Below are 25,375 nucleotides of genomic sequence, written 5' to 3' on the forward strand. Positions count from 1 at the left end.
GCGCTACAGCGCCTTCTCGAAGACCTTGGAGTTGCGCTGGTAGTTGTACAGCTGCGCACGCTTGGCCGGGAGCCGTTCGACCGAGCTGGGCACAAATCCGCGCTCACGGAACCAGTGAGCGGTGCGTGTGGTAAGCACAAATAACGTGTCGATCTTCAATGCGCGGGCCTCTGCCTCGATATGCTCGAGCAGCTGGTCGCCGCGTCGACCATGTCGGTAGTTCGGATCGATCGCCACGCAGGCCAGCTCGGCCGACGTTGACTCTTCCAGCGGATACAGCGCCGCGCAGCCGATGATCATGCCGTCGCGTTCGATAATGGTGAACTGACCGATCTCGCGTTCGAGTACCTCCCGCGACCGACGTACGAGAATGCCTGCTTCCTCAAGCGGACGCAGCAATTCTAGCAAGCCGCCGACATCTTCGATGGTCGCGGTGCGAACCTGCTCGAATTGCTCCTGGGTGACCAGGGTCCCGCCACCGTCGCGGGTGAACAGCTCGGTCAGTAGCGCCCCGTCGTCAGCGAAGCTGACGATATGGCTGCGCCGCAGGCCGGAGTTGCAGACTTTGCAGGCAGCGGCCAGCAGCGTGCCGGGCAGGCTGTTGCCGAGCCTGGCGAGGATCGGCAAGGCTCGGGTCGGCTTGAGTTCGCGAAGCAGGTTGCCCTGGTCGTCGAAGATGCCGGTATCCGGGCCGAACAGGATCAGCTTGTCCGCCTCGAGCGAGCTGGCGGTGCTGGTGGCGACGTCTTCGCAGGCCAGATTGAACACTTCGCCGGTCGGCGAGTAGCCGATCGAGGAAAGCAGAACGATCGACTCTTCGTCCAGGTGGCGGTTGATTGCCTTGCGGTCGATACGCCGCACTTCGCCGGTATGATGAAAGTCGACGCCGTCCACTACGCCGATGGGCTTGGCGGTCACGAAATTGCCGCTGACCACGCGTAACCTCGGGCCTTGCCCGGACGCTACGCAGAGCGCTGCTTCAATGGCGATGCGCAGGCTACCGACGGCGTCCATGACCGACGCGAGAGTGTCGCTGTCGGTGATGCGCAGATCATCGTGGTAGCGCGATGCGACGCCGCGGGCGGATTGGCGCTCCTCGATCTGCGGGCGAGATCCGTGTACCAGCACGAGCCGCACGCCGAGGCTGTTGAGCAGCATGATGTCGTGAACGATATTGGTAAAATTCGGATGAGCCAGCGCCTCGCCGGGCAACAGCACGACGAACGTGGTGTCGCGATGCGTGTTGATGTAAGGCGTTGAGTGACGAAACCAGTTGACGTAGTCGGACATGCGCGCTGTTCCGCAGAAAAGGGCAGTGTAGGGACAATCGTCGGCCGGCATCAAGCACCGCGCGCGCCACGAGCGGGTATGCTATGGATAATTCATGAATCCTGCTGAAGACCGCACAAAGAGAGGCTGCCTGTGAGTTTGCGTTCTGATTCGTTCGAAGTTGTATCCACCCCGGAACAAGCCGTCGATCGCCTGGCTGCCCTGTACCAGCAGGCCACGACTGCGCTGGGCGACGCCCTCAAGCGTTACATCAGGGACCGAACCCGGCCGACGGCGGAGGAAACCGCAGCATTTCACTACCCTGAACTCCGCCTCACCTACGAATGTCCGGGTGAGACCCCGACCAGCGTCCGTGCGTACGCCAAGGTCCAGGTCCCCGGCGTCTACAGCGTGACCGTGACCCAGCCGCAGGCCTTTCGCAAATACTTGCTCGAGCAGTTGCGACCGCTGATGCAGGATTTCACCGTGGTCATCGAGGTGGGTGTCAGCGAGCAGCCGATTCCGTACCCGTACGTCGTGGAAGGCGGTGACGAGCTGGCCGGCTCCGGCGTGACGGCTGGCGAACTGGCACGCGTGTTCCCGAGTACCGATCTGGCCGCGGTGACGGACAACAATGCCGACGGGCTGTGCGACTGGGAGGAAATGGACCCCTGGCCGCTGGCGCTGTTCGATGCGGCGCGGGTGGATTTTTCGCTGCGCCGCCTGGTGCATTACACCGGGAGCGATTGGAGGCATATCCAGCCTTGGATTCTACTGACCAACTACCATCGCTACGTCGATCAGTTCATCCGTCATGGACTGGACATGCTCACTGAGGATTCGCGTTTCGAGCGGATGGTGCTGCCTGGCAACGTGGTGCTCGACCGAAGCATGAGCGAAGGCGACATGCAGGCCTTGATCGCCAGCGTTCAGTGGCATCGCTATCAGATGCCGGCGTATCACCTGCAGGCAGCAGATGGCGACGGCATTACGCTGGTCAACATCGGCGTCGGCCCGTCGAACGCCAAGAACATTACCGATCACCTGGCCGTCATGCGCCCGCATTGCTGGCTGATGATTGGTCACTGCGGGGGGCTGCGCCAATCCCAGACGATCGGCGATTACGTTCTCGCCCATGCCTATATGCGCCGCGACGGCATTCTCGACCGGGTCCTTCCGCCGAACATTCCGCTGCCGGCCTTGGCCGAAGTCCAGCAGGCGCTCCAGGAGGCGGCTGCGCAGGTCACCGGCGACCGTGGCGACGCGCTGAAGCGGCGTCTGCGCACCGGCACGGTGTTGACCTACGACGATCGCAACTGGGAGCTGCGCTGGGCGCAGGAGCGCCCGCTGATCAATCAGGCGCGGGCGGTGGCGGTCGACATGGAGAGCGGGACCATCGCCGCGCAAGGTTACCGGCTGCGTGTCCCCTATGGCACGCTACTGTGTGTGTCGGACAAACCCCTGCACAGCGAGATCAAGCTGCCCGGCGCGGCGGGCGCCTTCTACGAGCGCGCCGTGACCCAGCACCTGCATATCGGGATTACCGCGCTGGAGCTGCTGCGCAGCGAGCTCGCCTCGCTGCATTCGCGTAAATTGCGCAGCTTCGACGAACCACCGTTTCGCTAGGTCGTCGGAGTCGGCTCGGCTGACAGGCAGAAACGTTCGATCAGCTGCTTCAAGATGTCCACCGTCGGTTGAATGCGATCCATCGCGAGATATTCATCCGGCTGGTGGGCCTGATCGATGTCTCCTGGGCCGAGAATCAGGGTTTGCATGCCGGCCTGGTTGAAATAGGGACCTTCGGTGGCGAAGGCGACGCTGCCTGCGCTATGGCCGGTGAGCTGTTCGCAGGCTTGTACCAGGGGCGCATTAGCTGGCGTGTCTAGCGGAGGGACGCCTGGGAACAGCGGCTTGTAGGCGATTTCGACCTGGCGTTGCGCAGCGACAAGCTCGAGCCTGCGTTGTATGTCGGCGCGCAGTTCATCGGTATCCATGCCGGGAAGCGGGCGGATGTCGAACTCCAACGCGCATTTGGCGCAAATGCGGTTGGGATTGTCGCCGCCATGGATGCAGCCCAGATTCATGGTTGGCACCGGGACGCTGAAAAGCGGATCGTTCCAGCGCTTCTGCCACTGCCCGCGCAGGTCGATCAATTCGGCGATAACCTGGTGCATGGCCTCCAGTGCGCTGCGTCCGAGCGAGGGATCGGACGAGTGGCCGGCCTGGCCGATGATGTCGACTCTTTCCATCAGAATGCCCTTGTGCACCCGCACCGGCTTCAGCCCGGTGGGTTCGCCAATGACCGCATGGCGGGCTTTCGGCTGGCCGCTGGCAGCCAGTGCCCGAGCCCCGCTCATCGAGCTCTCTTCGTCGGCGGTGGCCAGTATGATCAGGGGCTGCTGGAAGGGCTGATCAACGTAGCCTCGTACGGCCTCGATGATCAGTGGAAAAAAGCCCTTCATGTCGCAGCTGCCCAGCCCGTACCAGCGGCCGTCGGCTTCGGTCAGTGCAAAAGGATCGAAATTCCATTTCTCCGGATTGCACGGCACCGTGTCGGTGTGCCCGGCCAACACCAGCCCGCCCGGTCCGCTTCCCAGCGTTGCAACCAGATTGGCTTTGCCCGGCTCGCCTTCGATCGGCTGAATGTCGCAGGCAAACCCCATCTCGCCCAGCCAGCCGGCCAGCAGATTGATGACCGGCATGTTGGACTGATCGAACTCGGGTTGTGTGCAGCTGATGGAGGGGGCTTTGAGCAGCGCGTCGAACTGCGCCTTGAGCGAGGGTACGGCCATAACGGGCTCCTGGCGGCGTAAGCGATCTTGAACGTTCAGACCAGCTTACGCGCCGAGGTTCGGCCCGTCAGCCGAAAATGCCGTGGAGAATGTAGAAAAATATGATGGAGAGCAGAGCGCCAGCGGGCAACGTGATCACCCAGGAGCTGAAAATGGTACCGATGACCCGCAGGTTGAGCGCGCCGATACCGCGCGCCATACCTACGCCCAGTACCGCACCGACCAACGTATGCGTCGTGGAGACCGGCAGCCCGATGCCCGAGGCGCCCACGACGGTAGCAGCTGTGGCCAGCTCTGCGGCAAAGCCGCGACTGGGGGTCAGCTCGGTAATATGCTTGCCGATGGTGGCAATCACCCGGTAGCCATAGGTCGCCAGACCAACAACGATGCCTATCGCACCCAACAGCAGCACCCAACCCGGGACCACGGACTTGGACGCGATTTCGCCACCTGAGTTGAGCACGCCGACGATTGCCGCCAGCGGGCCTACCGCATTGGCGACATCATTGGAGCCGTGGGCGAATGCCATCGCGCAGGCAGTGAAGATCATCAGAATGGCAAAGACCTTTTCCACGCTGGCGAAGTGAAAGCTCTTGTCTGCCTCCGGATCAGCCTTGATGCGGCTAAGCAGCGCAACACCGACCAGCATGATCAGCAAGCCCATGCCGGCCGCAAGAAACACCCCCTGGACGGTGGTCAGTTCCAGACCGACGTGCTTCAAGCCTTTGGTGAGAGTGACCAGCGTGATGATGAAGCCGACCAGGAACATGTAGAACGGCACGTAGCGCTTGGCATTCTGGAACGGGTCTTCGGTATCGAGAATCAGCTTGTGCACGCTGATGAACAACATGAAAGCGACGATGCCCGACAGCAGCGGAGAGATGACCCAGCTGGCCACGATGGGTACCACGCCGCCCCAGTTGACCGCGTCCATCGACACACCGACCGCGCCGAAGCCGATAACCGCGCCGATAATCGAGTGTGTGGTGGATACCGGCCAACCCTTGATAGAGGCGATCAACAGCCAGGTGCCAGCCGCCAGCAGCGAGGCAAGCATGCCGAAGACCATCTCGTCAGGCGAAATCATCTCTGCCTCTACGATACCGCTGCGGATGGTCTGGGTAACCGATCCGCCCGCCAGATAGGCGCCGAGAAACTCGAAGACGATGGCGATCATGATCGCCTGCTTGATGGTCAGCGCCTTGGAGCCGACCGAGGTGCCCATCGCATTGGCGACGTCGTTGGCGCCTACGCCCCAAGCCATGAAAAAACCGAACAGACAGGCTAGAACAAGCAGGATGGTGCCGTATTCCGCAATCAGGGTCATAGCTGAAAAACTCTGTTTTCGATATGCAAGAAAGACCCGCTCAGCGGGCCATGAGCAGTTCCAGACGATTGCCGACACGTTGCGCACGGTCGGCCACGTCACCGATCCATTCGATGATCTGATACAGGAACATTACATCGACCGGCGGCCATTCCTTTTCCAGCTTGAACAGCTCGGCGCGCAGTTTGATCTGCAGGTTGTCGGTGTCATGTTCGATGGCATCGAGCTCGTCGATCATGCGCTCGACCAAGGTCACTTCGCGGCCGGAAAAACCGGTCTCGAGCAGTTCGTCGAGTTCGTTCATCGCGCGCAGCGCCTGGGCTGCGGCATCCACGGAGCGCTTCACGAAACTCTTGAAGGCGGGTTGCAGCGGGGTGGGGATCTGCATCTGGCGACCCAGCATCAGGCCGGCGATATCCTTGGCACGGTTGGCGACTTTGTCCTGTACACTGAGCAGCTCCAGAAGGTCGGTGCGCGGCACCGGCAGGAACAGACTCTTGGGTAGGTGGACACGCACGTCCTTCTTGAGTTTGTCGGCTTCCCGTTCCAGCACGCAGATATGTTGCTGGACCTTTTCGGCCTCGACCCAGTCGCCAGCGATCACTGCATCGATGAACGGAGTCAGCTGTGCAGCACATTCGTGCGCCTTGGCGATATGCTGTTGCATAGGACCAATCGGCGAACGGCCGAACAGAGTAAGAAACGGATTGCTGGGCATGACGGCTCCAAGGCTTGATCAAGGCGGCGAATTATAAAGGTTGAACCCCGTTGCGTCATCAAATCGACATCGAATGGTCACACACCGTTCCTCGCGAGTTCTGCTACAGGCACAGGCATGGCTAAAGAAACCGAAATAAAGCTACGGGTATCGCCCGCTACTCTCGACGCTCTCCGTGAACACCCCTTGCTCAACGCGCGGCGCAGCGGAGACTGGCAAAGCGGGACGCTGTACAACCAGTACTTCGACACCATAGATCGTGATCTGGCCCGCGCCAAGGTTGCGCTCCGCATTCGACGCGACGGTGATACCTACATTCAGACGCTGAAAAGCCGGGGGCAGAGCGTGGCCGGGCTATCTGAGCGCAACGAGTGGGACTGGTATCTCGAAAGTGACAAGCTGGACCTCTCGCGCCTTGATGATGAATGCTGGCCGGCGAGCCTCGCCGATCTCGACCGCGCGACCGTCGAGCCGCTGTTCACCACCCATTTCCAACGCACCAAGGTACTGCTCGGCTGGGAGCGGGAAGGGCAGCAGGTGCAGGTCGAGGCGGCGCTGGACTCGGGTACTGTCGAGACGCAGGGCGGTCAGGAAGTGATATGCGAGCTCGAGTTGGAGGTCCGTGAAGGACCGGCAGCGACGGTACTGGAACTGGCGTTGCAGCTGGCTCAGGACCTGTCGCTGATGCCATGCGACATCAGCAAGGCCGAACGTGGCTATCGTCTTCTTGACCCGGCGAGCTACTCGCTCCGCCCGGCGATGACGGCGTGGCACGCCGAGAGCAGCGTCGACGAGATAATCGGCGGTGCGGGCTGGCAATTGCTCGGGCATATCCAGCGTCTGGCCGAACAGTTCCGCCATACCGGCCAGTTCAAGCTGTTCCGTGACATGACCGTGGCGCTTGGTGAGTTGCGGGCGATGTTCGGAGTTTTCGATCTTGGTCTGCCCCGTTCGACGGCGCAGCCGTTCCTGCCCACGCTCGATGAGCTGTTGGCGACCTTCCGGCCGCTGGTGCTGGCGGGCTGGGCCGATGATGAAGCTGGCCAGGCAGCACGGGACCAGGCGCCCAAGATTTTTGCCGCAGCAGTCGCAAACCCCGCCTGGGGTCAGTTGTTCGTCGGCCTGGCGCTGTGGTTGCATACCGCGGCCTGGACCGTCGAGCGTCCTCCGCGCGGTGACCGCGTCGGTGCGCTGGCTCTGCCGCGTTGGCTCCTCGGTGCCACGGCACGCGACATCCAGGAACTGCAGGTCCCGCATCACAATGAGCCGGACGCAGCGGTGAGCGAATGGATGGACCAGATGCCTCGGCTGGGTCGCCTGCATTTCCTGCTTGGTCATTTCCGCCAATGGCTCGATGTGCCGGAACCGGATCGCCTGTATGGCGAGCTGAACAAGCTGCAGGCGCTGCTGGAGCAGTACCCGCTGATCGACGCCGAGCAACAGCCGGCGCTGCTGGCGGCGTTGCGCAAGCAGGGTCAGCGCCTGCGCAAGCTCAATGCCTGGCGTGAGCTCAACAGCTGACCGTGGCGATCGAAGGAGAACAGGGATGAATCACCTGCGCGACCTGGCCCTACCTGGAAGCGACCGGCCGCTGGACCTGGCCGACATCCTCAATGCTCTGGTCGCCCAGGGGCGACTGGAACTGGAAACTGCCGAGCAGCTCAGCGTACTGCGTCGTGCCGCTACCGGCGACGGCGCCCGGGCGCACCCGCTGGAGTTCATCGCGGCCCAGGCACCTTCGGACAAGGCACGCCCCGGGAAAACGCTGGACATCGACATCCTCAGCCGCTGGTTGGCAACCGAGGCTGACCAGCCGTTCTATCGGATCGATCCGCTGAAGATCAATGTCGCTGCCGTCACCCCGCTCATGTCCTTCGCCTTCGCCCAGCGACACAGGATTCTTGCGGTCGAGGTCAATGATCGAGAGGTGACCATCGCCAGCGCGCAGCCCTTCGTCAGCAGTTGGGAAGCCAACCTTGTCCACGTGCTCAAGCGCGAGATTCGACGCGTGGTCGCCAACCCTGCCGACCTGCAGCGCTATTCGGTGGAGTTCTATCGGCTGGCCCGGTCGGTCAGCGGCGCCAACGCCAGCGACCAGAAAAACAGCGTCATCGGCAACTTCGAACAGTTGCTCAACCTGGGCAGCATGGGTCTGGAGCCGGACGCCAACGATGCCCACGTGGTGAACATTGTCGACTGGCTGTTTCAGTACGCCTTCGAGCAACGTGCCAGTGACATCCACATCGAGCCGCGACGCGAAACCGGTAGCGTGCGGTTGCGTATTGATGGCGTGCTGCATACGGTCTATACCTTCCCGCTGCAGGTCACCGTTGCGGTGGTGGCGCGCTTGAAAACGCTTGGGCGAATGAACGTGGCGGAAAAGCGCAAGCCGCAGGATGGCCGGGTCAAGACCAAATCGCCGCAGGGCAACGAAGTCGAACTGCGTTTGTCTACGCTGCCGACCGCCTTTGGCGAAAAAATGGTCATGCGGATCTTCGATCCGGACGTGCTGCTGCGAAGCTTCGACAAGCTCGGGTTTTCCGGCGAAGACCAGCGACGCTGGCAGGCCATGGTCAAGCAGCCCAACGGCATCATATTGGTGACCGGACCCACCGGCTCGGGCAAGACCACCACGCTTTATACAACGCTCAAACAGCTCGCTACGCCTGAGGTTAACGTCTGTACCATCGAAGACCCGATCGAGATGGTGGAGGACAGCTTCAATCAGATGCAGGTGCAGCATAACATCGAGCTGACCTTCGCCAGCGGCGTGCGCGCGTTGATGCGCCAGGACCCGGACATCATCATGATCGGTGAGATACGCGACCTGGAAACCGCGGAGATGGCTATCCAGGCGGCGCTTACCGGTCACCTGGTTCTGTCCACGCTGCATACCAACGACGCGCCCAGCGCCGTCAGTCGTCTGATCGAACTGGGTGTGCCAGCCTATCTTATCAAGGCCACTGTGCTCGGGGTGATGGCTCAGCGGCTGGTGCGTACGCTCTGCCCGCATTGCAAGGAGCCGACCGAGGTTGACGCCGAAGCCTGGCGCGAGCTGACCCGGCCATGGAACGCGGCCTTGCCGAGCAATGCGCATCGCCCGGTAGGTTGTCCGGAATGTCGCGAAACCGGTTATCGCGGCCGCGCGGGGGTCTACGAACTGATGCCTCTGACCGACACGATCCGCGGCAATATCCATGTCGATACCGATCTGGATGCCCTACGTCGGCAGGCCTACAAGGAAGGCATGCATAGCCTGCGCCTGTCCGGGGCGCAAAAGGTCGGAGCAGGACTTACCACCATTGAGGAAGTGTTGCGCGTCACTCCGACCAGTCAGCATTGATTGCCTGGTCGGGTGGTTGATCCGGCCGCGCGCCGCTAGAATGCCGCTCTACCCGGGCCACCGCTGGACTGACGATGAATTACCGCCACAGCTACCACGCCGGCAATCACGCTGACGTATTCAAGCATGCCGTTCTGCTGCGCATGGTTCGCCTGTTGCAGCGCAAGGATGCTCCGTTCTGCTATCTCGATAGTCACGCGGGTACGGCTATGTACGATCTGCAAGGCGAGGCGGCCAGCAAAACCGGCGAATACGTAGACGGCATCGGCCGGTTGTTCGACCGCGACGATCTCCCCGGGCTGTTTGCCGACTATCGGGATGCTGTCGCCCGTCACAATCCCAGCGGTTCGCTGCGCCTGTACCCGGGGTCGCCACAGATCGTCGCCGATGCCCTGCGAGAGCAGGACCGGATGATTCTCAGTGAATTGCATCCCGAGGATGCGGCGACGCTCAAGAGCCAGTTCGACTCTCAGCCTTCTATAGCCGTACATGAGCGTGACGGTTACGAGCTGCCCAAGGCTTTTTTGCCCGTGGCTGAGAAGCGTGCGCTCTGGCTGCTCGATCCTCCGTTCGAAAAGACCGACGAACTCGACCGTTGCGTCGAAATGGTCCAACTGGCGATCCAGCGGATGCGCCAGACGGTGGTTGCGCTTTGGTATCCAATCAAGGATGAACGACTGTTGCGGGGCTTTTACCGCAACATGAGCGAAGCGGGGCTGCCCAAGGTGCTGCGCATCGAACTCAGTGTGCGACCGACGGACACGCGCCTGGGCCTCAATGGTTCAGGGCTGATGCTGGTGAATCCGCCGTGGCCGCTGTGGGAGGAGCTGGACGTAGCGCTGCCATGGCTGGCTGGCATGCTGGCCCAGTCAGGTGAGGGTGGCTGGCGTATGGACTGGCTCGCCGGGCAACCGTAGCAGTCACCCGGCGAGCGCTGCTCAGGCGTCTTCCAGTTTGAAAGTCAGGCCTGCATGTTCGGTCAGACGGTCGATGAGCTTGTGGCCCATGGCCGGTGCGGTGGTCCAGATGCCGCCAGGGGTGTCGGTGGCGTCGCGCAACAGGCACATCGCGCTTTCAGCGATCATTCGTGAGGTCGACCCGTAACCCGGGTCGCGCTTGCCCGCAACGCTAGCACGCAGCGTGCGGCCATCTTCCGCCTCGCCGATGAACAACACGTCGTAGAAACCGTTTTCTCGTTCTTCCGCCGTGGGACCCTCGCCCGGCTTGGGCGCCTTGTCGCTGGACAGTGAACGGTCCCCGGCAACCGCGTCGGCCGTCGCCTTGCCTTGATCACCCGGTCCGGTAAGGAGCATCTCGTCGTAGACGAAGTCGGTCCCGTAGGCATGGTCCATCAACGCATTGGAGCGGTGCACGTTGCGCGTGTTGATCGCTGCCATGATGAACGGAGCAGCCCAGCTGCCGAGATTCTCGTCGTACTCGGGCTTGCTGGCGGGAGGTTGCGTCGGCCCCTGGAATCCGGGCGCCAGGGCGAACGGGTTACCCAGCAGTCTGAGAATGTCCGGGTTTTCCTTCGCCGCCTGCATGGTCGCCTTCAGGCTGGCGGCGGTTCCGCCGGAGAAGGTTCCTTTCATCTTGCGCACCCGGCCCTTGACGCGCGGCACGGTGTGGCCGAAGCGTTCCCTGGCCGCTTCCTGCAGAAAGAACACACCCAGATCGAACGGAATCGAATCAAAACCGCAGGAGAAGACGATGCGCGCACCCGAATCGCGTGCGGTCTGCTCGTGGGCATCGATCATCTGGCGCATCCAGGCCGGCTCGCCACACAGATCGACATAATCGGTTCCGGCCTTGGAGCAGGCGGCGACGAGCGCCGAGCCATACAACTGATAAGGACCCACCGTGGTGATGATCACCCGAGTGCGCTCGACCAGTTCGTCCAGGCTCGCCGGATCCTCGGTGTCGGCGATCAGCAAGGGCGTGTCGGTCGGCGCACCGATTTCATCACGCACCTCAGCCAGCTTGGTTTCGTTGCGACCAGCCATGGCCCAACGCAGGTTGGCGTCGTCGGCATATTCCTGGCTGAGATACTCCGCAACCAGGCGCCCGGTATACCCGGACGCCCCATAAACTACGATGTCGAAGTCGGCGTTTTGCGGCATGATTGAGTTCTCCTGTATGGATGGCGATTGGCTCATGATCGGCCCGACTACGGACATGTTGCAGCGCCGGCGGGCCCCGCGATTGCCAAGGCAAGGGAACACAGCGGCGGCGAGGTGGTCAAGTTAATGTGTGAGGCATTCAGTCTGACATTTCATCTCGAACAAATCAGGAGCGTACCTATGGCCGCTGCAAACAACGAAAGCCCCATGAGCAAAGTCAGCAAGGACACTGAACAGGAAGCTAACACCGGACGTGATGCCGTGATGTCTGCTTACAACAACCTGCTGGAAGCCAAGGAGCATTTCAAGCGTGCCGCTGGCACCGCTGGGCTCGACCTGAAGAACGAAGCCAACAGCCGTTATTCACAGGGCAAGGTAAAGGCCGGTGAGTGGAACGAGCAGGCGAACAGCTTTATCCGCGAGCGTCCGCTGGCAGCAGTCGGCATCGCATTCGCCGCAGGTTTCGTCGTCTCCAAGCTCTGCACGTCTTCTAAGAAATGAGTACGATCCCGGACGACAACCGCCCGGGGAGCGGTGATCCGGCAAGTGCCGATCCAGACAGCCATACCGGCCCTAGCGAGTGGCTGGAATGGGCGAAGCAGGCGGCGACCACCGGCGGAGATTTCTTCAAGCTGTTGTTCGCTGAGCTGGGCCTGGCCATATCCGATGCCAAGCGCATCGCGGTGCTGGGTTTGGCTATGCTTCCGCTTGGCCTGCTGGCCTGGATTGGATTGTCGGTTTTGCTCGCCTGGTTGGCATACGTGCCCAGCGAGTCGGTAGCGCTGGGGATTGGTGTATTTATCGCCGTGCAGGTCGTGCCGATACTGATCATGCTTGGAATGATCAAGAAGTACAGCAAGAGCCTGTCATTGCCAGCTACAAGCCGGCAAATTCAAGCCTTCAAGGAGGGCTATCAGGATGGCGAAAAAACGGAAGGATCAGCTTCAGAAGATTCAGGATCTGGACGATCGTCTGAAGATGGAACACAGTCTGGTAAAGCTTGACGGCCAGAAGCATTGGGAGTCGATACGTAACAACGTCTCCCCGTGGTGGTTGGTAGGCGGTGGTCTTGCTTTGGGTGTTGTCATCGGAGCGTTGAAAGGCAGTACCCAGGCCGGGCTGTTTGGCACGGCCTTCAAGGGGTTGCGCATCTGGCACCTGGCGCACGCCTTCTCCGGCGGCTCGGGTATGGATCCGGAAATTGATGCATGAGCGACGAGAGCGGCACGGAGCCGCTCGGCCAACTTACCGAAACGCCGAGCTCACCAGATGAAGAGCAGCCCCAGCCCAGACCTTCAGTAGCATTAGTCTGGCTGCTGGGGCTTGCCCTGCTGTACACCCTCTATTTTGCAAAATCTCTGATCATGCCCATGGTCGTGGCGCTGTTGTTCGCGCTGTTGTTGAGCCCGGTGGTGAGTGGGCTCAAGCGTGTGCACGTGCCGCGCACGCTGTCTGCGGTAGTGTTGCTCGCCATGCTGCTCGGGCCATTTACCGTTCTCGCTGTTCAGCTCTCCAAGCCTGCGCAGAAGTGGGCAAAACGTCTTCCGGAGATATCAGCGACCCTGGCCGAACAAGTGGACTCGTTCACCGATGCTTTCGAGCTGAGTGAGCCAACGATTGAGATGCCACCGCAAGCGGAGGCGGAACAGGGTGGCTTTCGCCTGTTTGGTTTCCTGCGTCGGGACGAGCCGGTAGCTACCGAGCCTGCGCCAGTCCGGGAGGAAGCTCAAGAAGAGGGCGGCGAGGTCACCGCGCGGATCAAGCAGGGCGGCATAGAGGTCTTGCTGTCGGTTCTCAGTGCGACGCCGCTGGTCATTGCGCAGTTTCTCACGGCAATCATCCTGATTTTGTTTCTGCTGATCTTTGGTCCGAGTCTGTTCGCCAACTTCATCCAGATCTGCCCCGAGGTGAAGAACAAGCGCATCAGTGTCATTCTCGTACGGACCATCCAGAAGGAACTGTCGCGCTACATCGTCACCGTCACGGTCATCAATGCCTGCCTGGGCCTGGTGACGGGCAGTGCGCTGTGGCTGATGGGTGTCGAGGATGCGCTGCTTTGGGGGGTGCTGGTTGGCCTGGTCAACTACGCGCCTTACGTAGGACCGTTGATTGGCGTTCTCATCCTTTGTTTCGCGGGTATCGCCCAGTACGGATTGGAATGGGCTGCGTTGCTTCCGGCACTGGTGTACTTCGGCATCAATCTGATCGAAGCGCAGTTCGTCACGCCAACGGTACTGGGCATGCACATGCGGCTCAATCCGCTGGTGATCATGGTCTGGCTGATCATCTGGGGTTGGTTGTGGGGCGCGGTCGGAGTGCTGCTGGCGGTCCCATTGCTGGTTTCCGTGAAGCTCATTGCCGGTCAGCTGAATGTCTTCCCCACCTGGGTGCGTCTGATCGAGACGCAGGCCTCGTTCAGGCCGGCTCAGGCGGACGCTTGACCAGAACCAGCGCGCCAATGATCAAGGCGCCGCCCAGCACCATGCGCGGCGTCGGCTGTTCGCCGAACAGGTACCAGGCGAACAGGATGCCGTAAACCGGCTCCAGCGCGAAGAATAGGGAAGCGACGCGTGCCTTGAGTACGCTGAGGCTGGCGACGAAAAGACCGTGCGCCAGACCGGTACAGAGCAGCCCGAGCAAGGCAATCCATAACCAGTCCAGAGGCGGCATTTGCAACAGGGCGACGCCGCTGACCGGTAACAGGCAGGCCAGGATCGTCAGGTTCTGCCAGCAGGCCACCTGTACTGGCGACAGGTCGAGACTGGTCAGTCGGTTGCCCACCGATACCGCGGCGAAACACAGCCCCGAAAGTACCGCCCACAAGAGGCCGGTCGTTGCCTCGGCGCCGAGTTCGAAGTGCGGCGTGACCAGGACCAGCCCGATGACGATCAGCCCCACCTTCAGCAGATCGCGGCGGCTTGGCCGCTCTCGCCACCCAACCCACTCCAGCAATACCACGAAGGCCGGAAAGCTGGCGAAGCCGAGGGTAGCGATCCCGACCCCGGCGATCTTCACCGAATGGAAAAAGGTCAGCCAATGAATGCCCAGCAGCAGTCCGCAGGCAGCCAACTGCAATATCCGGGTGCGCGTCAGGCCGCGCAACATGGGTTGACGGAACAGTTGAGCGAAGATCCCGAGCGCTATGACCGCGAATACGGCACGACCAAGAACGATGGCGCCTGGCCCGGCCTGGGCAAGCTTGCCGAATATTCCGGTCAGGCCGAACATCAGCGCTGCGACATGCATGCTTGCCAGAGCGCGGCCGTGCGTCATGGAGAAGGTATTCACGTAGAACATCCACTGTGCCCCAAAGGGCAGCTTTTGGTCGAAGCGGCACAGTCTAGCGGCCGCGCTTCGTCCGGTCGATTCGTCGTGGCGCTCAAGCTCGCGATAGAATAACCGATAGCAACATGCCACATCATTTTGGAGATGCTCTTGAGCGACACCGGCACCCGAGGACTACAACAATGGATCACGCGCCTGCACAAGGCGGAATTGCCGGCCATGTCGGTGGTAGTTCACGATCTGCTGCGTCTGTCGCAGTCCGAAACCGCGTCGGTCAGACAACTTGCCGACGTACTGCTGCGTGATGCATCGCTAACCTCCAAAGTGCTTCGCGTCAGCAACAGCGTTTATTGCAACCCCGGCCGTGAAGTGGTCAAGACCATCTCGCGCGCGGTGGTAGTGATCGGCTTCGATCAGGTGCGCATGATCGGCCTCTCGGTCAGCCTGCTCGATGGCCTGCTCAAGGGCTCGCCACGCGATCAGCTACAGTCGCTGCTGGCGCGCTCGTTCCACGGAGCCATGCAGGCGCGCAACCTGGCGCAGTACATATCGCTGGCGGAGAAGGAGGAAATCTTCATCGCCACCTTGCTGCGCCATCTCGGTGAATTGGCTTTCTGGAGCCACGCCAATGCCGACGAGGCCGAACGCATGGTGGTTGCGCTCGAGGCTTCGCCGGACGACCGTGAGCGCGCTTCCAAGCAGGTGCTAGGTACCAGCTTTGATCAGTTGACGCTGGGACTGTTGAAAAACTGGAACCTCGGCGAGATCGGCCAACTGGTGCAGGCCAGCCGAACCGCCAACGGTCCTGCCGCTCGCACCGTAGCGCTGGGCTCGGCGATTGCCGAAACGGCAGAACGCGGCTGGGCTACCGACGCCATGCAGGACCTGGCTCGCCAGGTCGCAGGCTTGATCGGCGTGGCGCCCGACGAGGCCATGCAGCAAATTCTCGCCAGCACCGACGAAGCCATTCATGTGGCCGGCACCTGCGCGAATGGTGATCTCGGTGCGTGGATACCGCGGACCAGCGAGTTGCCATTGGATCTCTCCGCTCTGCTGGCAATTGATGCCGAACCGGCGCAGCAGGCGCGCAGCGTGGTTCAGGAACCGCTACTGCAGCCAAACCTGGATATGCTCAAACTGTCGCTGCAAAACATGGCGCTGATGACCAAAAGTCCGATCAACGTCGACACCACGCTCAGTACGCTGATGAACGGCCTACACCTGGGAGGCGGGCTGGAGCGGGTGATGCTCGCCGTTCTGACGGACAACCAGTCACGCTTCAAGGCGCGGCGGGTAATCGGCAAAGGGACTCAACACTGGACGCAGGACTTCAATCTGCTGTGTTCGAAGACCGACACCAATATCTTCAGCTATGCGCTGGAACAGCGCGAGGCGCTATGGGTCGGCACGGCCAAGACCGCTGCCCTGAGCGGCATGGTGCCTCAGCAGATGCGGGACTGGCTGGGAGAAGGCATGTTCTTTATCGCCCCGATCCTGGCAGGCAACCGACAGATCGGGGTGCTTTACGGCGACATGCGGATTTCCGGTCGCGCGTTGAGCCAGAGTCAGTTCGCCGCCTTCAAGCGTTTTACCGAGCTGACCGGTGCCTGCCTCAACGCATTGAGCCGGCGTAACTGATTACCCGCGCGGCATGCATACGCCGGTGCCGCCGAGGCCGCAGTAACCGCCGGGGTTCTTGTCCAGATATTGCTGGTGATAGGCCTCTGCGTAGTAGAAGGTCGGCGCGGGCATGACTTCGGTGGTGATCGGATTAAGGCCGGCTTCCTGCAGCGCGTCGGCAAACTGCGCCTTGCTCGCTTCAGCATGGGCATGTTGCATGGGCCCGAAGAAGTAGATCCCTGAGCGATACTGGGTTCCCATGTCGTTGCCCTGGCGCATACCCTGGGTTGGATCGTGCGCTTCCCAGAACACCTTCAGCAGGTCATCCAGGGACACCTTGTCCGGGTCGAACACGACCAGTACCACTTCGTTGTGTCCGGTCCGGCCCGAGCACACCTCTTCGTAGGTCGGGTTCGGCGTAAGGCCGCCGCAATAGCCTGCTGCCGTGGTGTAAACGCCGGGCACCTCCCAGAAACGCCGCTCGGCGCCCCAGAAACAGCCCATGCCGAAGATGATCTGCTGCATGCCGTCCGGAAACGGGGGCTTGATCGGTGTGCCGAGCACTGTATGGGCATTGGCCGTTGGAAGCGGCTCGCTACGCCCGGGTAATGCTTCCTCGGGAGTAGGCAGGCGAAGTTTGTATTCGGGGACGCGCTGGAAAAACATGGCGAACTCCTGATGAAACGAAAAGGACGGTTGGACCCAGTGTAGGGCTTACTCAAGCTGGCGCCAGCGCTGATCGGCGCAGCGCGACAGGCGTATGGTGATAGACAGTCAGGTCCCGCTGGATGCGGCGGGCTGATCGAGCACAACGGCCAGGGTGGCGTCGTCGAGTTCGCCTAACGCGATGAAGTACGGGTTGAGCCAGGTATCACGCGTGGGGTAAGCGAACCGCTCGCCGCTCAGTCCGATGACCCGTCCGCCAGCACCCTCCACAACTGCCTGGGCGGCAGCGGTGTCCCATTGGCTGGTGGGCCCGAAGCGCGGGTACAGGTCGGCCTCGCCAGCGGCGATCTGGCAGAACTTCAGCGAGCTGCCGACGCTCATCGTTTCAACCCGACGCCTGGCGCCGATGCGATCGAGCAGCGCTTGCTGGTCCGGCGTCGAATGCCTGCGACTGCCCACCACTACCAGTGGGTCGGCCGCTCGTCGCACACCAACCGAGCGCGGCTCACCGCTACCTTGTCTCTGCCAGGCGCCCAGACCTCGACCACCCCAGTACATCTCGTCCCGGGCGGGTATGCCGACTACGCCCAGGGTCACCTGGCCGTTCTCGATCAGCGCGATGTTGACGGTGAATTCGTCGGTGCCGCTAATGAATTCCTTGGTACCGTCGAGCGGGTCGACCAGCCAGAAGCGCTGCCAGCTCAGGCGTGTCTCAAGCGGTACGTCGGCGTCTTCCTCGGACAGAACCGGAATGTCTGGCGTGAGGGCGTTAAGCCCCTCGGTGATCAGGCGATGCGCCGCGAGATCGGCCGCCGTAACGGGCGAATCATCGGTCTTGGCCATCACTTCCAGCGGCTTGTTCCACCAGGTCAGGGTGGCCTGGCCGGCTTCGCGAGCGAGATCGCAGAGTGCGTCGAAGGGAAGTGGCTGGCTCAACGGTGCAATTCTCCTCGCTGCTCCAGCAGATCGCGAACCAGATACAGTGCGGCCAGGGCACGCCCTTCACTGAAATTGGTACGTCCGGCGAGGCTGGAAAGCTCGTACAGATCGATGCTGTCAACGCGGATCGGCTCCGGCTCGTCGCCGGGCAGGCGCTTTTCGTACAGGTCTTTAGCGAGTACCACAGCTATGGACTGGCTCATGTATCCGGGAGACAGCGAGAGGTGGGTCAGGTATTCCAGCTGACGGGCGCCGAAGCCGGCTTCTTCCATCAGTTCGCGGTTGGCCGCGTCCAGAACATCTTCACCGGGCTCGACCAGGCCCTTGGGAACCGACAATTCGTAGCTATCGGTGCCGCCGCAATATTCCTCGATCAGCAGGGCGGTGCGCGCGTCCTGCATCGCCACCACCATGACCGCGCCGTAACCCTGCCCCTTGTTCACCAGGCGCTCGTAGGTGCGTTCGACACCGTTGGTAAACCGCAGCTGGACCTGCTCGACGGTAAATAGTCGGCTTTTGGCAACGATCCTGGCGTCGAGTCTCTCGGGCTTCTGCGGCATGCGGGCTCCGTGGTATGGGCGGGACGGCTTCGGTATCATAGCCGCACATGCCGCAAAGCCCAACCGCACATGCTGAACTGGAATGATATCGACACCGTCCTGCTGGATATGGACGGCACCCTGCTGGATCTGCACTTCGACAATCACTTCTGGCTGGAGTACATGCCCCAGCGCTACGCCGAGCATCACGGTCAGTCAGTAGAGTGGGCGAAGGCCGAAGTATTTCCGCTGATGCGTGCCAAACAGGGCCAGCTGGAGTGGTACTGCCTGGACTACTGGACGCGGGAGCTGAATCTGCCGATCGTCGAGCTCAAGCGCGAGATCGCTCATCTGATCAGCCTGCGCCCGGACGCCCGGGATTTTCTCGAGGCCCTGCAGCGTAGCGGACGCCAGGTGATCCTGATCACCAATGCCCATCGGGGCTCGCTCTCGCTGAAGATGGAGCGGGTCGAGCTGATGACCTACTTCCAACGGTTGATCAGTTCGCACGATTTCGGCTATCCCAAGGAGGCGCAGGCTTTTTGGCATGCGCTTCAGGCTGAGGTGCCGTTCGATCCGGAGCGGACACTTTTTATCGATGACAGTCTGAACATCTTGCGTGCGGCGCGCGACTTCGGCGTCGCCTCGCTGCTTGCGGTACGCCAGCCTGACAGCCGCGGCGCGCCGCGCGACACCGAAGAGTTCGACGCGGTGGAAGACTATTCAGTGCTGACCGAGGCTTTATAACCAGAGGCTAACGGTTCCGAGTTTCGCGGAACGCCAGCGAGGGTAGGTAGTCAGAGTCGGACAGGTTTCTGCTCTTGGTGCATCTCGTGTCCGGTATAAGTCAGCAAGGCGATGCTCGACGTTCATTCTGGTACGCGGTGCTGGTCGGCATCGGCGTCATGGCGGCTGTCGACGAAATCGTCTTTCACCAGCTTCTCCAGTGGCATCATTTCGTTGATCTGGCCACGCCATTCATCGGCATTTTGTCTGACGGCGTGCTGCACGCCATCGAATTGCTCGCAACCGCGGTCGGCTTCGTGTTGCTTGTCGGGCTTGCCCGGGAACGGATGCTCCATGTCGCCATGGTATGGGCCGGCGTGCTGATGGGCTCGGGTGGCTTCCAGCTGTTCGATGGTGTGGTCAATCACAAGATCCTGCGCATTCATCAGGTGCGCTACGGTGTAGATCCCCTGCTATATGACCTGACCTGGAACGCGGTCGGTATCGCGTTGCTGGTCGTCGGATTCTGCGTACTTTCAAGGTTCAGAAGGGAGGGCAGGGATGTCGCTCGATAATTTACTTACCGGGCTCGGGGCGACCGGTCCGGCGATGTTCGCTGTGGCATTGGCCGCGGCCTACTTCGCCTGTCAGTTGCGCCTGCAGATCGCCGACAGGACCTGGCCGGGCTGGCGCAGCCTGAGCTTTGCCGGTGGATGTCTGATGATGTCGCTGGCCCTGGCGCCGCCGTTCATGCATTGGGCGCATGAGGACCTGCGCGGGCATATGCTGCAGCATCTGATTCTGGGCATGCTGGCGCCGATTGGTCTGGTGCTCGGTGCTCCGATCACCCTGGCGCTTCAGGCTTTGCCTCGCTGGGGGGCAAAACTCATCACCCGATTGTTGGCGACACGCTGGTTGCGCTGGGTTACCCATCCGATCGGTGCGCTGATCCTGAATGTCGGCGGGATGTACCTGTTGTACCTGTCACCGCTTTACGCGGCTTCGCTTGATTCGCGATTCCTGCAGGGACTGCTGCATGTGCATTTTCTGGTCGCGGGTTATCTGTTCAGCTGGGCCGTGCTTGCCGGTCCGGACCTGGCTCCGCGACGTCCGTCATTGCGCTTGCGCGCTCTGGTGCTTTTCGCTGCCATAGCGCTGCATGCCGTGCTCGCCAAGCTGATGGTAGTCTGGCAGCTGCCGGTGGGCGTCAGCTACCCGCCAGCAGTGATCGAGTCGGCGGCCAAGCTGATGTTTTATGGCGGAGATCTCACCGAACTCCTGCTCGCTGCGATCATGCTGGGCGGCTGGTACCGCCAGCGGGTTCGACAGGGTCGGTCGTTCACCGACCTGCCGGTGCCGGGAGGGCGCTCCTCCTGACGGTCAGCCCTTGCCTTTGGTGCGGGTCTGGTTGGGGCGGGCATTCTTCTCGATGTAGTCGATGATCAGCCCGGCTACGTCTTTGCCAGTGGTGGTCTCGATGCCCTCCAGCCCCGGTGAGGAATTGACCTCCATCACGACCGGCCCGTGATTCGAACGCAGGATATCCACGCCAGCCACGTTCAATCCCATCACCTTCGCCGCACGTACCGCGGTCATGCGTTCTTCCGGCGTGATCTTGATCAGGCTGGCGGTGCCGCCGCGGTGCAGGTTCGAGCGGAACTCGCCGGGCTTTGCCTGACGCTTCATCGACGCGATAACCTTGTCACCCACCACCAGGCAGCGAATGTCGGCGCCACCGGCTTCGCGGATGTATTCCTGCACCATGATGTTGGCTTTCAGGCCCATGAAGGCTTCCAGCACCGATTCGGCAGCCTGCTCGGTTTCACACATGACCACGCCGATACCCTGGGTGCCTTCCAGTAGCTTGATCACCAGCGGTGCGCCACCGACCATGCTGATCAGGTCAGGGATATCATCCGGCGAATGGGCGAAGCCTGTCACCGGCAGGCCGACGCCCCGGCGGGCGAGTAGCTGCAGGGAGCGAAGCTTGTCTCGCGAGCGGCTGATGGCGACCGATTCGTTGAGCGGGAAGACACCCATCATCTCGAACTGGCGCAGCACCGCCGAACCGTAAAAGGTGATCGAAGCGCCGATACGCGGGATCACCGCGTCGAAACCCTCCAGTACCTGTCCCTTGTAATGGATTGCCGGCTTGTGGCTGGCGATGTTCATGTAGGCGCGCAATGTATCGATGACCCGTACTTCGTGGCCGCGCTCGCGCGCAGCTTCAACCAGTCGGCGCGTTGAATACAGATTTGCATTGCGCGACAGAACCGCAATTTTCATGATGGTGTGTTCAGCCTTGAGGGAATTGGGATGTTTGGGGTTTGTCCTGGACGAAGCGTGTCCCGGGATTGATGACCAGCTGGCCATCGAGCATAGCGGTGCAGCCGAGCAGCACCCGATAACGCATGTCCTTGCGGCAGGTCAGGGTGAATTCCACCAACCAGCAGCGGTCGCCCAGCACCAGCGGTGTGCGGATGACGCGGCGTTCCTGAATATGACCGTTGGAACTCTTGATTCGTTTGAAATCCACCAGCTCGGCCTCGCAGCGCTTGCCGCGCAGCTTCGCCCGGGTTCCGGTGTGAGCAGTGAAGCGGACCCAGGTCTTGCCATCGCGCTCGAAGGTCTCGATGTCGCTGGCGTGCAGTGCAGAAGTCTTCGCGCCGCTGTCGACCTTGGCCATTACCTGGCTGATGCCCAGTTCGGGGAGTCCGATCCATTCACGGAGCCCGATGACGCTCAGGTGGTCAAAGGTTTTCATACTACGTCTCCTTATCCCGCCCTCAGATGGCGCGCATCATGGGGCAAGTCATCCGTTCCGACAAGCCTGTTAAACTCACCGGAAAGGGGAGTACAGACGCTATGACAGACGAAGGCAAGGTGCGGCTGGATAAATGGCTGTGGGCCGCACGTTTTTTCAAGACTCGAGCCATGGCCAAGGCCGCTATCGAAGGCGGAAAGGTGCAGCATCAGGGCGAGCGCTGCAAACCGGGGAAGGAGCCGCGGGTGGGTGACGTGTACGAAATCCGCCAGGGTTTCGATGTTCGCTTTGTCGAGATCAAGGCGGTAAGCGGCCAGCGTCGCGGTGCGCCTGAAGCACAACTGCTGTACGAGGAAACCGCGGAAAGTGTGACCCGTCGCGAGGAAGCCGCCGCCAAGCGCAAGGCCATGGGCGCGGGCATGGTCATCAGCGAGCACCGTCCAAACAAGAAGCAACGCCGCGCCATCCATCGTTTCCGTGACGAGCACAACGCGCCGTCCGGCGACTGAATCGCTATAATCCAGTTTTTTTACAGGTTCATTTATGCAGTCTACGGACGTCACCCAGCGCTTTCTCTTTGACAATGCCGACGCGCGCGGTCAACTCGTCTCGCTCGAACTGGCTTACCGAGAGGTCCTTGCCAAACATGACTATCCCGAGCCGATCCGCGCGCTGCTCGGCGAGATGCTCGCCGCCTCGGTGTTGCTTTCCACCGCAATCAAGTTCGATGGGCTGTTGATACTGCAGGCGCGGTCGTCCGGGCCGCTGTCGACGCTGATGGTGGAATGCTCCAGTGATCAGGAGTTGCGCGGTATCGCGCGTTACGCTGATGACATAACGGGAGATGACCTGACGGACCTGATGCCGGACGGCGTGTTAGCGATTACCATCGATCCGGATGACGGCCAGCGTTATCAGGGCATCGTCCCGCTCGAAGGCGGGACCCTGGCTGGTGCGCTTGAAGGCTACTTCGCCAACTCCGAACAGCTTCCCACCCAGTTCCGTCTGGTAGCTGATGGACGGGTGGCGCGAGGCTTCATGCTGCAATCGCTGCCGCCGGACCGACAGACCGATCCCGAACAGCGCGCGGCTACCTGGGAGCATCTGTCCATTCTTGCCAATACGCTCAGCGCTGAAGAGTTGATCAGCCTGGATAACCAAACCGTTTTGCGACGCCTGTATCACGAGGAAGACATACGTCTGTTCGATAGCGGCCCGGTGATATTCAAATGCAGTTGCTCGGCGGAACGTTCCGGTAACGCAATTGTCAGTTTGGGACGTGAGGATGCGTTGGCTCTGCTGGATGAGCGGGGCGGCGAAGTGGCAGTTGATTGCCAGTTCTGTAATGCCTCCTATCGCTTTGACCGTGACGCATTGGAAGAATTGTTCGAAGCGGCAGAGGAGCGTGCCAGGGGTCTTCATTGAGAGCTTGCTTGCCCGGCCGAGTCGACCGACTTCGGCCATAGGTTCTATTTATGAGCCGAGGCGGTGAGATTTAGCGCGGCGGGTTTTTTTTTGGCATAATGGCGCCTTTGCGCGATGCTCCGGCGCTTATAAACGCTGTACTAGAACCCTTTCCCCAGGTGCTGAGGCCGAGCCGATCGGTCTTTATGGAAATTTCGGCCGAGGCCGAAGAGGACGACGTTAGATGACGCATGCTACTACCACTGTTTATACCGACCTGAGTATCGCCCACCTGATCGAACTGGCCATCCAGCGCAACGAAGGCCAGCTGGCCGATACCGGTGCGCTGGTAGTCAAGACCGGTGAGCGAACCGGCCGTTCGCCGATGGATCGCTTCATCGTGGATGAGCCCTCGACCAGCGAGTCCATCGCATGGGGTCCGATCAACCGCAAGTTTCCTGCTGAAAAGTTCGATGCCCTGTGGGATCGCGTGACCGCCTACGTTGCAGGCCGTGACAGCTTCGTCTCGCACGTCCATGTCGGTGCGGATCCGGAGCACTACCTGCCGGTCGTGATGACTACCGAAACTGCCTGGCACAATGTGTTCGGCCGTACGCTGTTCATCAACCCGCCGCGCCACAATCCGGCCGACAAGCCGGTCTGGCAGATCCTCAATGCCCCGTACTTCACCTGCGAACCGGATCGTGACGGTACCAATAGCGACGGCTGCGTCATCATCAACTTCGCTCAGCGTAAGGTGTTGCTGGCGGGCATGCAGTATGCCGGTGAGATGAAGAAGGCGATGTTCTCCGTGCAGAACTTCTTGCTGCCGGCCAAGGACGTTCTGCCGATGCACTGCTCGGCCAACGTTGGCGACGAAGGCGACACCACCTTGTTCTTCGGTCTGTCCGGTACCGGCAAGACCACACTGTCTGCTGACGAGTCGCGTAACCTGATCGGTGACGACGAACACGGCTGGGCAGAGGGCAGCGTGTTCAATATCGAAGGCGGTTGCTACGCCAAGTGCATCGATCTGTCGCAGAAGAACGAGCCGGTGATCTGGAATGCGATCAAGTTCGGCTCAATCGTCGAGAACGTGGTCATCGACCCGGAAAGCCGCGTCGCCGATTACACCGACGTCAGCCTCACGCAGAACACACGGGTAGCCTATCCGTTGGAGCACGTGCGCAAGCGTGTCGTGGAAAACCGTGCCGGCGAGCCGAACGCGATCATCTTCCTGACTTGCGATCTGACGGGCGTATTGCCGCCAGTTTCGATCCTCAACAATGAGCAGGCTGCCTACCACTTCCTGTCGGGCTACACCGCGCTGGTCGGTTCGACGGAAATGGGTTCGGGCAGTGGCATCAAGTCGACCTTCTCCACCTGCTTCGGCGCGCCTTTCTTCCCGCGTCCGGCTGGCGAGTATGCCGAGTTGTTGATCAAGCGTATCAATGCCTTCGGTAGCAAGGTGTACCTGGTCAACACAGGCTGGACTGGCGGCGGTTACGGTGAAGGTACCCGTTTCAGCATCCCGACTACCCGGGCGATCATCGCCGCGGTGCAGTCCGGCGCGCTGATCGGCACCGAGACCGAGCATCTGCCCGTCATCAACCTGGATGTGCCGAAATCGGTACCGGGCGTTGACAGCAAGCTGCTCAACCCGCGCAACACCTGGGCTGATCCGGCCAAGTACGATGCGGCAGCCAAAGAGCTGGCGGGTCTGTTCAACGAGAACTTCAAGAAGTTCGACGTGGCCGAGTCGATCGCCAAGGCTGGTCCGCAGGCCTGATCTGCGGCTGGTAAGTAGTCTCGGAAAACCCGCCCAACGGCGGGTTTTCTGTTTTTAAGTGGTTGACGCAAGCC

Annotated in this window: 26 protein-coding genes; 15 read left to right on the forward strand and 11 right to left on the reverse strand. The window is 61.3% G+C overall.

From position 1 onward, the window contains the following. Positions 1 to 3: 3 nt before the first annotated feature. A complete protein-coding gene (gene argA, locus BLT85_RS00635) occupies positions 4 to 1,290 on the reverse strand; it encodes an amino-acid N-acetyltransferase (RefSeq protein WP_093391226.1) in 1,287 nt (428 codons plus the stop codon). A gap of 132 nt (positions 1,291 to 1,422) precedes the next feature. Here argA and amn point away from each other — a divergent pair, with 132 nt between their 5' ends. Beyond that, positions 1,423 to 2,895, forward strand: coding sequence for an AMP nucleosidase (gene amn / locus BLT85_RS00640; protein WP_093391229.1), 1,473 nt, complete (start codon positions 1,423 to 1,425; stop codon positions 2,893 to 2,895). Here amn and argE read toward each other — a convergent pair. From argE to BLT85_RS00655, 3 genes are all read right to left on the reverse strand, one after another. After that, positions 2,892 to 4,061 carry an acetylornithine deacetylase gene (gene argE, locus BLT85_RS00645; RefSeq protein ID WP_093391232.1) on the reverse strand — a complete coding sequence of 390 codons (1,170 nt, stop codon included), beginning with the start codon at positions 4,059 to 4,061 and terminating at the stop codon, positions 2,892 to 2,894. The genes amn and argE overlap by 4 nt on opposite strands. Before the next feature lie 67 nt (positions 4,062 to 4,128). Further along, entirely contained in the window at positions 4,129 to 5,388 is a 1,260-nt protein-coding gene (locus BLT85_RS00650; protein WP_093391235.1) for an inorganic phosphate transporter, read from the reverse strand. 40 nt (positions 5,389 to 5,428) lie between these two features. Beyond that, complete coding sequence (locus BLT85_RS00655; protein WP_093391238.1) at positions 5,429 to 6,106, reverse strand: TIGR00153 family protein; 678 nt, start codon at positions 6,104 to 6,106, stop codon at positions 5,429 to 5,431. Between the two features lie 117 nt (positions 6,107 to 6,223). Between BLT85_RS00655 and BLT85_RS00660 the strand changes: the two genes are divergently transcribed. From BLT85_RS00660 to BLT85_RS00670, 3 genes are all read left to right on the forward strand, one after another. Beyond that, positions 6,224 to 7,627 (forward strand): CYTH domain-containing protein, encoded by a 1,404-nt coding sequence (locus tag BLT85_RS00660; protein ID WP_093391242.1) that lies wholly within the window; start codon positions 6,224 to 6,226, stop codon positions 7,625 to 7,627. Between the two features lie 25 nt (positions 7,628 to 7,652). After that, on the forward strand, positions 7,653 to 9,449 hold the full coding sequence (locus BLT85_RS00665; protein WP_093391245.1) for a GspE/PulE family protein: 1,797 nt from the start codon (positions 7,653 to 7,655) through the stop codon (positions 9,447 to 9,449). A gap of 74 nt (positions 9,450 to 9,523) precedes the next feature. Then, complete coding sequence (locus tag BLT85_RS00670; protein ID WP_093391247.1) at positions 9,524 to 10,366, forward strand: 23S rRNA (adenine(2030)-N(6))-methyltransferase RlmJ; 843 nt, start codon at positions 9,524 to 9,526, stop codon at positions 10,364 to 10,366. A 21-nt stretch (positions 10,367 to 10,387) separates the two neighbouring features. On the opposite strand, the gene BLT85_RS00675 is transcribed toward BLT85_RS00670, so the two are convergent. Next, complete coding sequence (locus tag BLT85_RS00675) at positions 10,388 to 11,569, reverse strand: saccharopine dehydrogenase family protein (protein WP_093391250.1); 1,182 nt, start codon at positions 11,567 to 11,569, stop codon at positions 10,388 to 10,390. A 207-nt stretch (positions 11,570 to 11,776) separates the two neighbouring features. Between BLT85_RS00675 and BLT85_RS00680 the strand changes: the two genes are divergently transcribed. From BLT85_RS00680 to BLT85_RS00695, 4 genes are read left to right on the forward strand one after another with little or no spacing between them, the layout of a single operon-like run. Continuing rightward, positions 11,777 to 12,070 carry a hypothetical protein gene (locus BLT85_RS00680; protein WP_157718090.1) on the forward strand — a complete coding sequence of 98 codons (294 nt, stop codon included), beginning with the start codon at positions 11,777 to 11,779 and terminating at the stop codon, positions 12,068 to 12,070. Then, complete coding sequence (locus tag BLT85_RS00685) at positions 12,067 to 12,573, forward strand: hypothetical protein (RefSeq protein ID WP_093391255.1); 507 nt, start codon at positions 12,067 to 12,069, stop codon at positions 12,571 to 12,573. The genes BLT85_RS00680 and BLT85_RS00685 overlap by 4 nt, the downstream gene beginning before the upstream one ends. After that, positions 12,548 to 12,781 (forward strand): hypothetical protein, encoded by a 234-nt coding sequence (locus tag BLT85_RS00690; RefSeq protein ID WP_093391258.1) that lies wholly within the window; start codon positions 12,548 to 12,550, stop codon positions 12,779 to 12,781. The genes BLT85_RS00685 and BLT85_RS00690 overlap by 26 nt, the downstream gene beginning before the upstream one ends. Further along, positions 12,778 to 14,010, forward strand: a complete 1,233-nt coding sequence (locus tag BLT85_RS00695) for an AI-2E family transporter (protein WP_093391261.1) — start codon at positions 12,778 to 12,780, stop codon at positions 14,008 to 14,010. The genes BLT85_RS00690 and BLT85_RS00695 overlap by 4 nt, the downstream gene beginning before the upstream one ends. On the opposite strand, the gene BLT85_RS00700 is transcribed toward BLT85_RS00695, so the two are convergent. Then, complete coding sequence (locus tag BLT85_RS00700; protein WP_093397215.1) at positions 13,985 to 14,842, reverse strand: DMT family transporter; 858 nt, start codon at positions 14,840 to 14,842, stop codon at positions 13,985 to 13,987. The genes BLT85_RS00695 and BLT85_RS00700 overlap by 26 nt on opposite strands. A gap of 162 nt (positions 14,843 to 15,004) precedes the next feature. Between BLT85_RS00700 and BLT85_RS00705 the strand changes: the two genes are divergently transcribed. Continuing rightward, positions 15,005 to 16,492 (forward strand): HDOD domain-containing protein, encoded by a 1,488-nt coding sequence (locus tag BLT85_RS00705; RefSeq protein ID WP_407920153.1) that lies wholly within the window; start codon positions 15,005 to 15,007, stop codon positions 16,490 to 16,492. Here BLT85_RS00705 and msrA read toward each other — a convergent pair whose 3' ends face one another. The 3 genes from msrA to nudE form a co-directional block, all read right to left on the reverse strand. Next, positions 16,493 to 17,140: a peptide-methionine (S)-S-oxide reductase MsrA gene (gene msrA / locus BLT85_RS00710; protein WP_093391267.1), complete on the reverse strand. Its 648-nt coding sequence runs from the start codon at positions 17,138 to 17,140 to the stop codon at positions 16,493 to 16,495. 108 nt (positions 17,141 to 17,248) lie between these two features. Beyond that, on the reverse strand, positions 17,249 to 18,076 hold the full coding sequence (gene cysQ / locus BLT85_RS00715; protein WP_093391270.1) for a 3'(2'),5'-bisphosphate nucleotidase CysQ: 828 nt from the start codon (positions 18,074 to 18,076) through the stop codon (positions 17,249 to 17,251). Then, on the reverse strand, positions 18,073 to 18,639 hold the full coding sequence (gene nudE / locus BLT85_RS00720) for an ADP compounds hydrolase NudE (protein ID WP_093391273.1): 567 nt from the start codon (positions 18,637 to 18,639) through the stop codon (positions 18,073 to 18,075). The genes cysQ and nudE overlap by 4 nt, the downstream gene beginning before the upstream one ends. A 69-nt stretch (positions 18,640 to 18,708) precedes the next feature. Here nudE and yrfG point away from each other — a divergent pair, with 69 nt between their 5' ends. From yrfG to BLT85_RS00735, 3 genes are all read left to right on the forward strand, one after another. Beyond that, complete coding sequence (gene yrfG / locus BLT85_RS00725) at positions 18,709 to 19,365, forward strand: GMP/IMP nucleotidase (protein WP_093391276.1); 657 nt, start codon at positions 18,709 to 18,711, stop codon at positions 19,363 to 19,365. A gap of 86 nt (positions 19,366 to 19,451) precedes the next feature. After that, a complete protein-coding gene (locus BLT85_RS00730) occupies positions 19,452 to 19,919 on the forward strand; it encodes a DUF2243 domain-containing protein (protein WP_093397217.1) in 468 nt (155 codons plus the stop codon). Then, a complete protein-coding gene (locus tag BLT85_RS00735) occupies positions 19,906 to 20,721 on the forward strand; it encodes a cytochrome c oxidase assembly protein (protein ID WP_093391279.1) in 816 nt (271 codons plus the stop codon). The genes BLT85_RS00730 and BLT85_RS00735 overlap by 14 nt, the downstream gene beginning before the upstream one ends. Positions 20,722 to 20,724: 3 nt before the next feature. Here BLT85_RS00735 and rimK read toward each other — a convergent pair whose 3' ends face one another. Then, positions 20,725 to 21,630: a 30S ribosomal protein S6--L-glutamate ligase gene (rimK, locus tag BLT85_RS00740; RefSeq protein WP_093391282.1), complete on the reverse strand. Its 906-nt coding sequence runs from the start codon at positions 21,628 to 21,630 to the stop codon at positions 20,725 to 20,727. A 10-nt stretch (positions 21,631 to 21,640) separates the two neighbouring features. Next, positions 21,641 to 22,108: a retropepsin-like aspartic endopeptidase RimB gene (gene rimB, locus BLT85_RS00745; RefSeq protein WP_093391285.1), complete on the reverse strand. Its 468-nt coding sequence runs from the start codon at positions 22,106 to 22,108 to the stop codon at positions 21,641 to 21,643. Positions 22,109 to 22,209: 101 nt separating this feature from the next. Between rimB and BLT85_RS00750 the strand changes: the two genes are divergently transcribed. The 3 genes from BLT85_RS00750 (at position 22,210) to BLT85_RS00760 (ending at position 25,301) form a co-directional block, all read left to right on the forward strand. Then, positions 22,210 to 22,617, forward strand: a complete 408-nt coding sequence (locus BLT85_RS00750; RefSeq protein ID WP_093391287.1) for an RNA-binding S4 domain-containing protein — start codon at positions 22,210 to 22,212, stop codon at positions 22,615 to 22,617. A gap of 34 nt (positions 22,618 to 22,651) precedes the next feature. After that, positions 22,652 to 23,533 (forward strand): Hsp33 family molecular chaperone HslO, encoded by an 882-nt coding sequence (hslO, locus tag BLT85_RS00755; protein WP_093391290.1) that lies wholly within the window; start codon positions 22,652 to 22,654, stop codon positions 23,531 to 23,533. A 223-nt stretch (positions 23,534 to 23,756) separates the two neighbouring features. Beyond that, the gene (locus BLT85_RS00760; RefSeq protein ID WP_093391293.1) at positions 23,757 to 25,301 is read left to right on the forward strand and encodes a phosphoenolpyruvate carboxykinase; all 1,545 of its coding nucleotides are present in this window, start codon (positions 23,757 to 23,759) and stop codon (positions 25,299 to 25,301) included. Positions 25,302 to 25,375 lie beyond the last annotated feature (74 nt).

The organism is Halopseudomonas xinjiangensis, assembly GCF_900104945.1.
In the GTDB taxonomy this organism is placed as follows: domain Bacteria; phylum Pseudomonadota; class Gammaproteobacteria; order Pseudomonadales; family Pseudomonadaceae; genus Halopseudomonas; species Halopseudomonas xinjiangensis.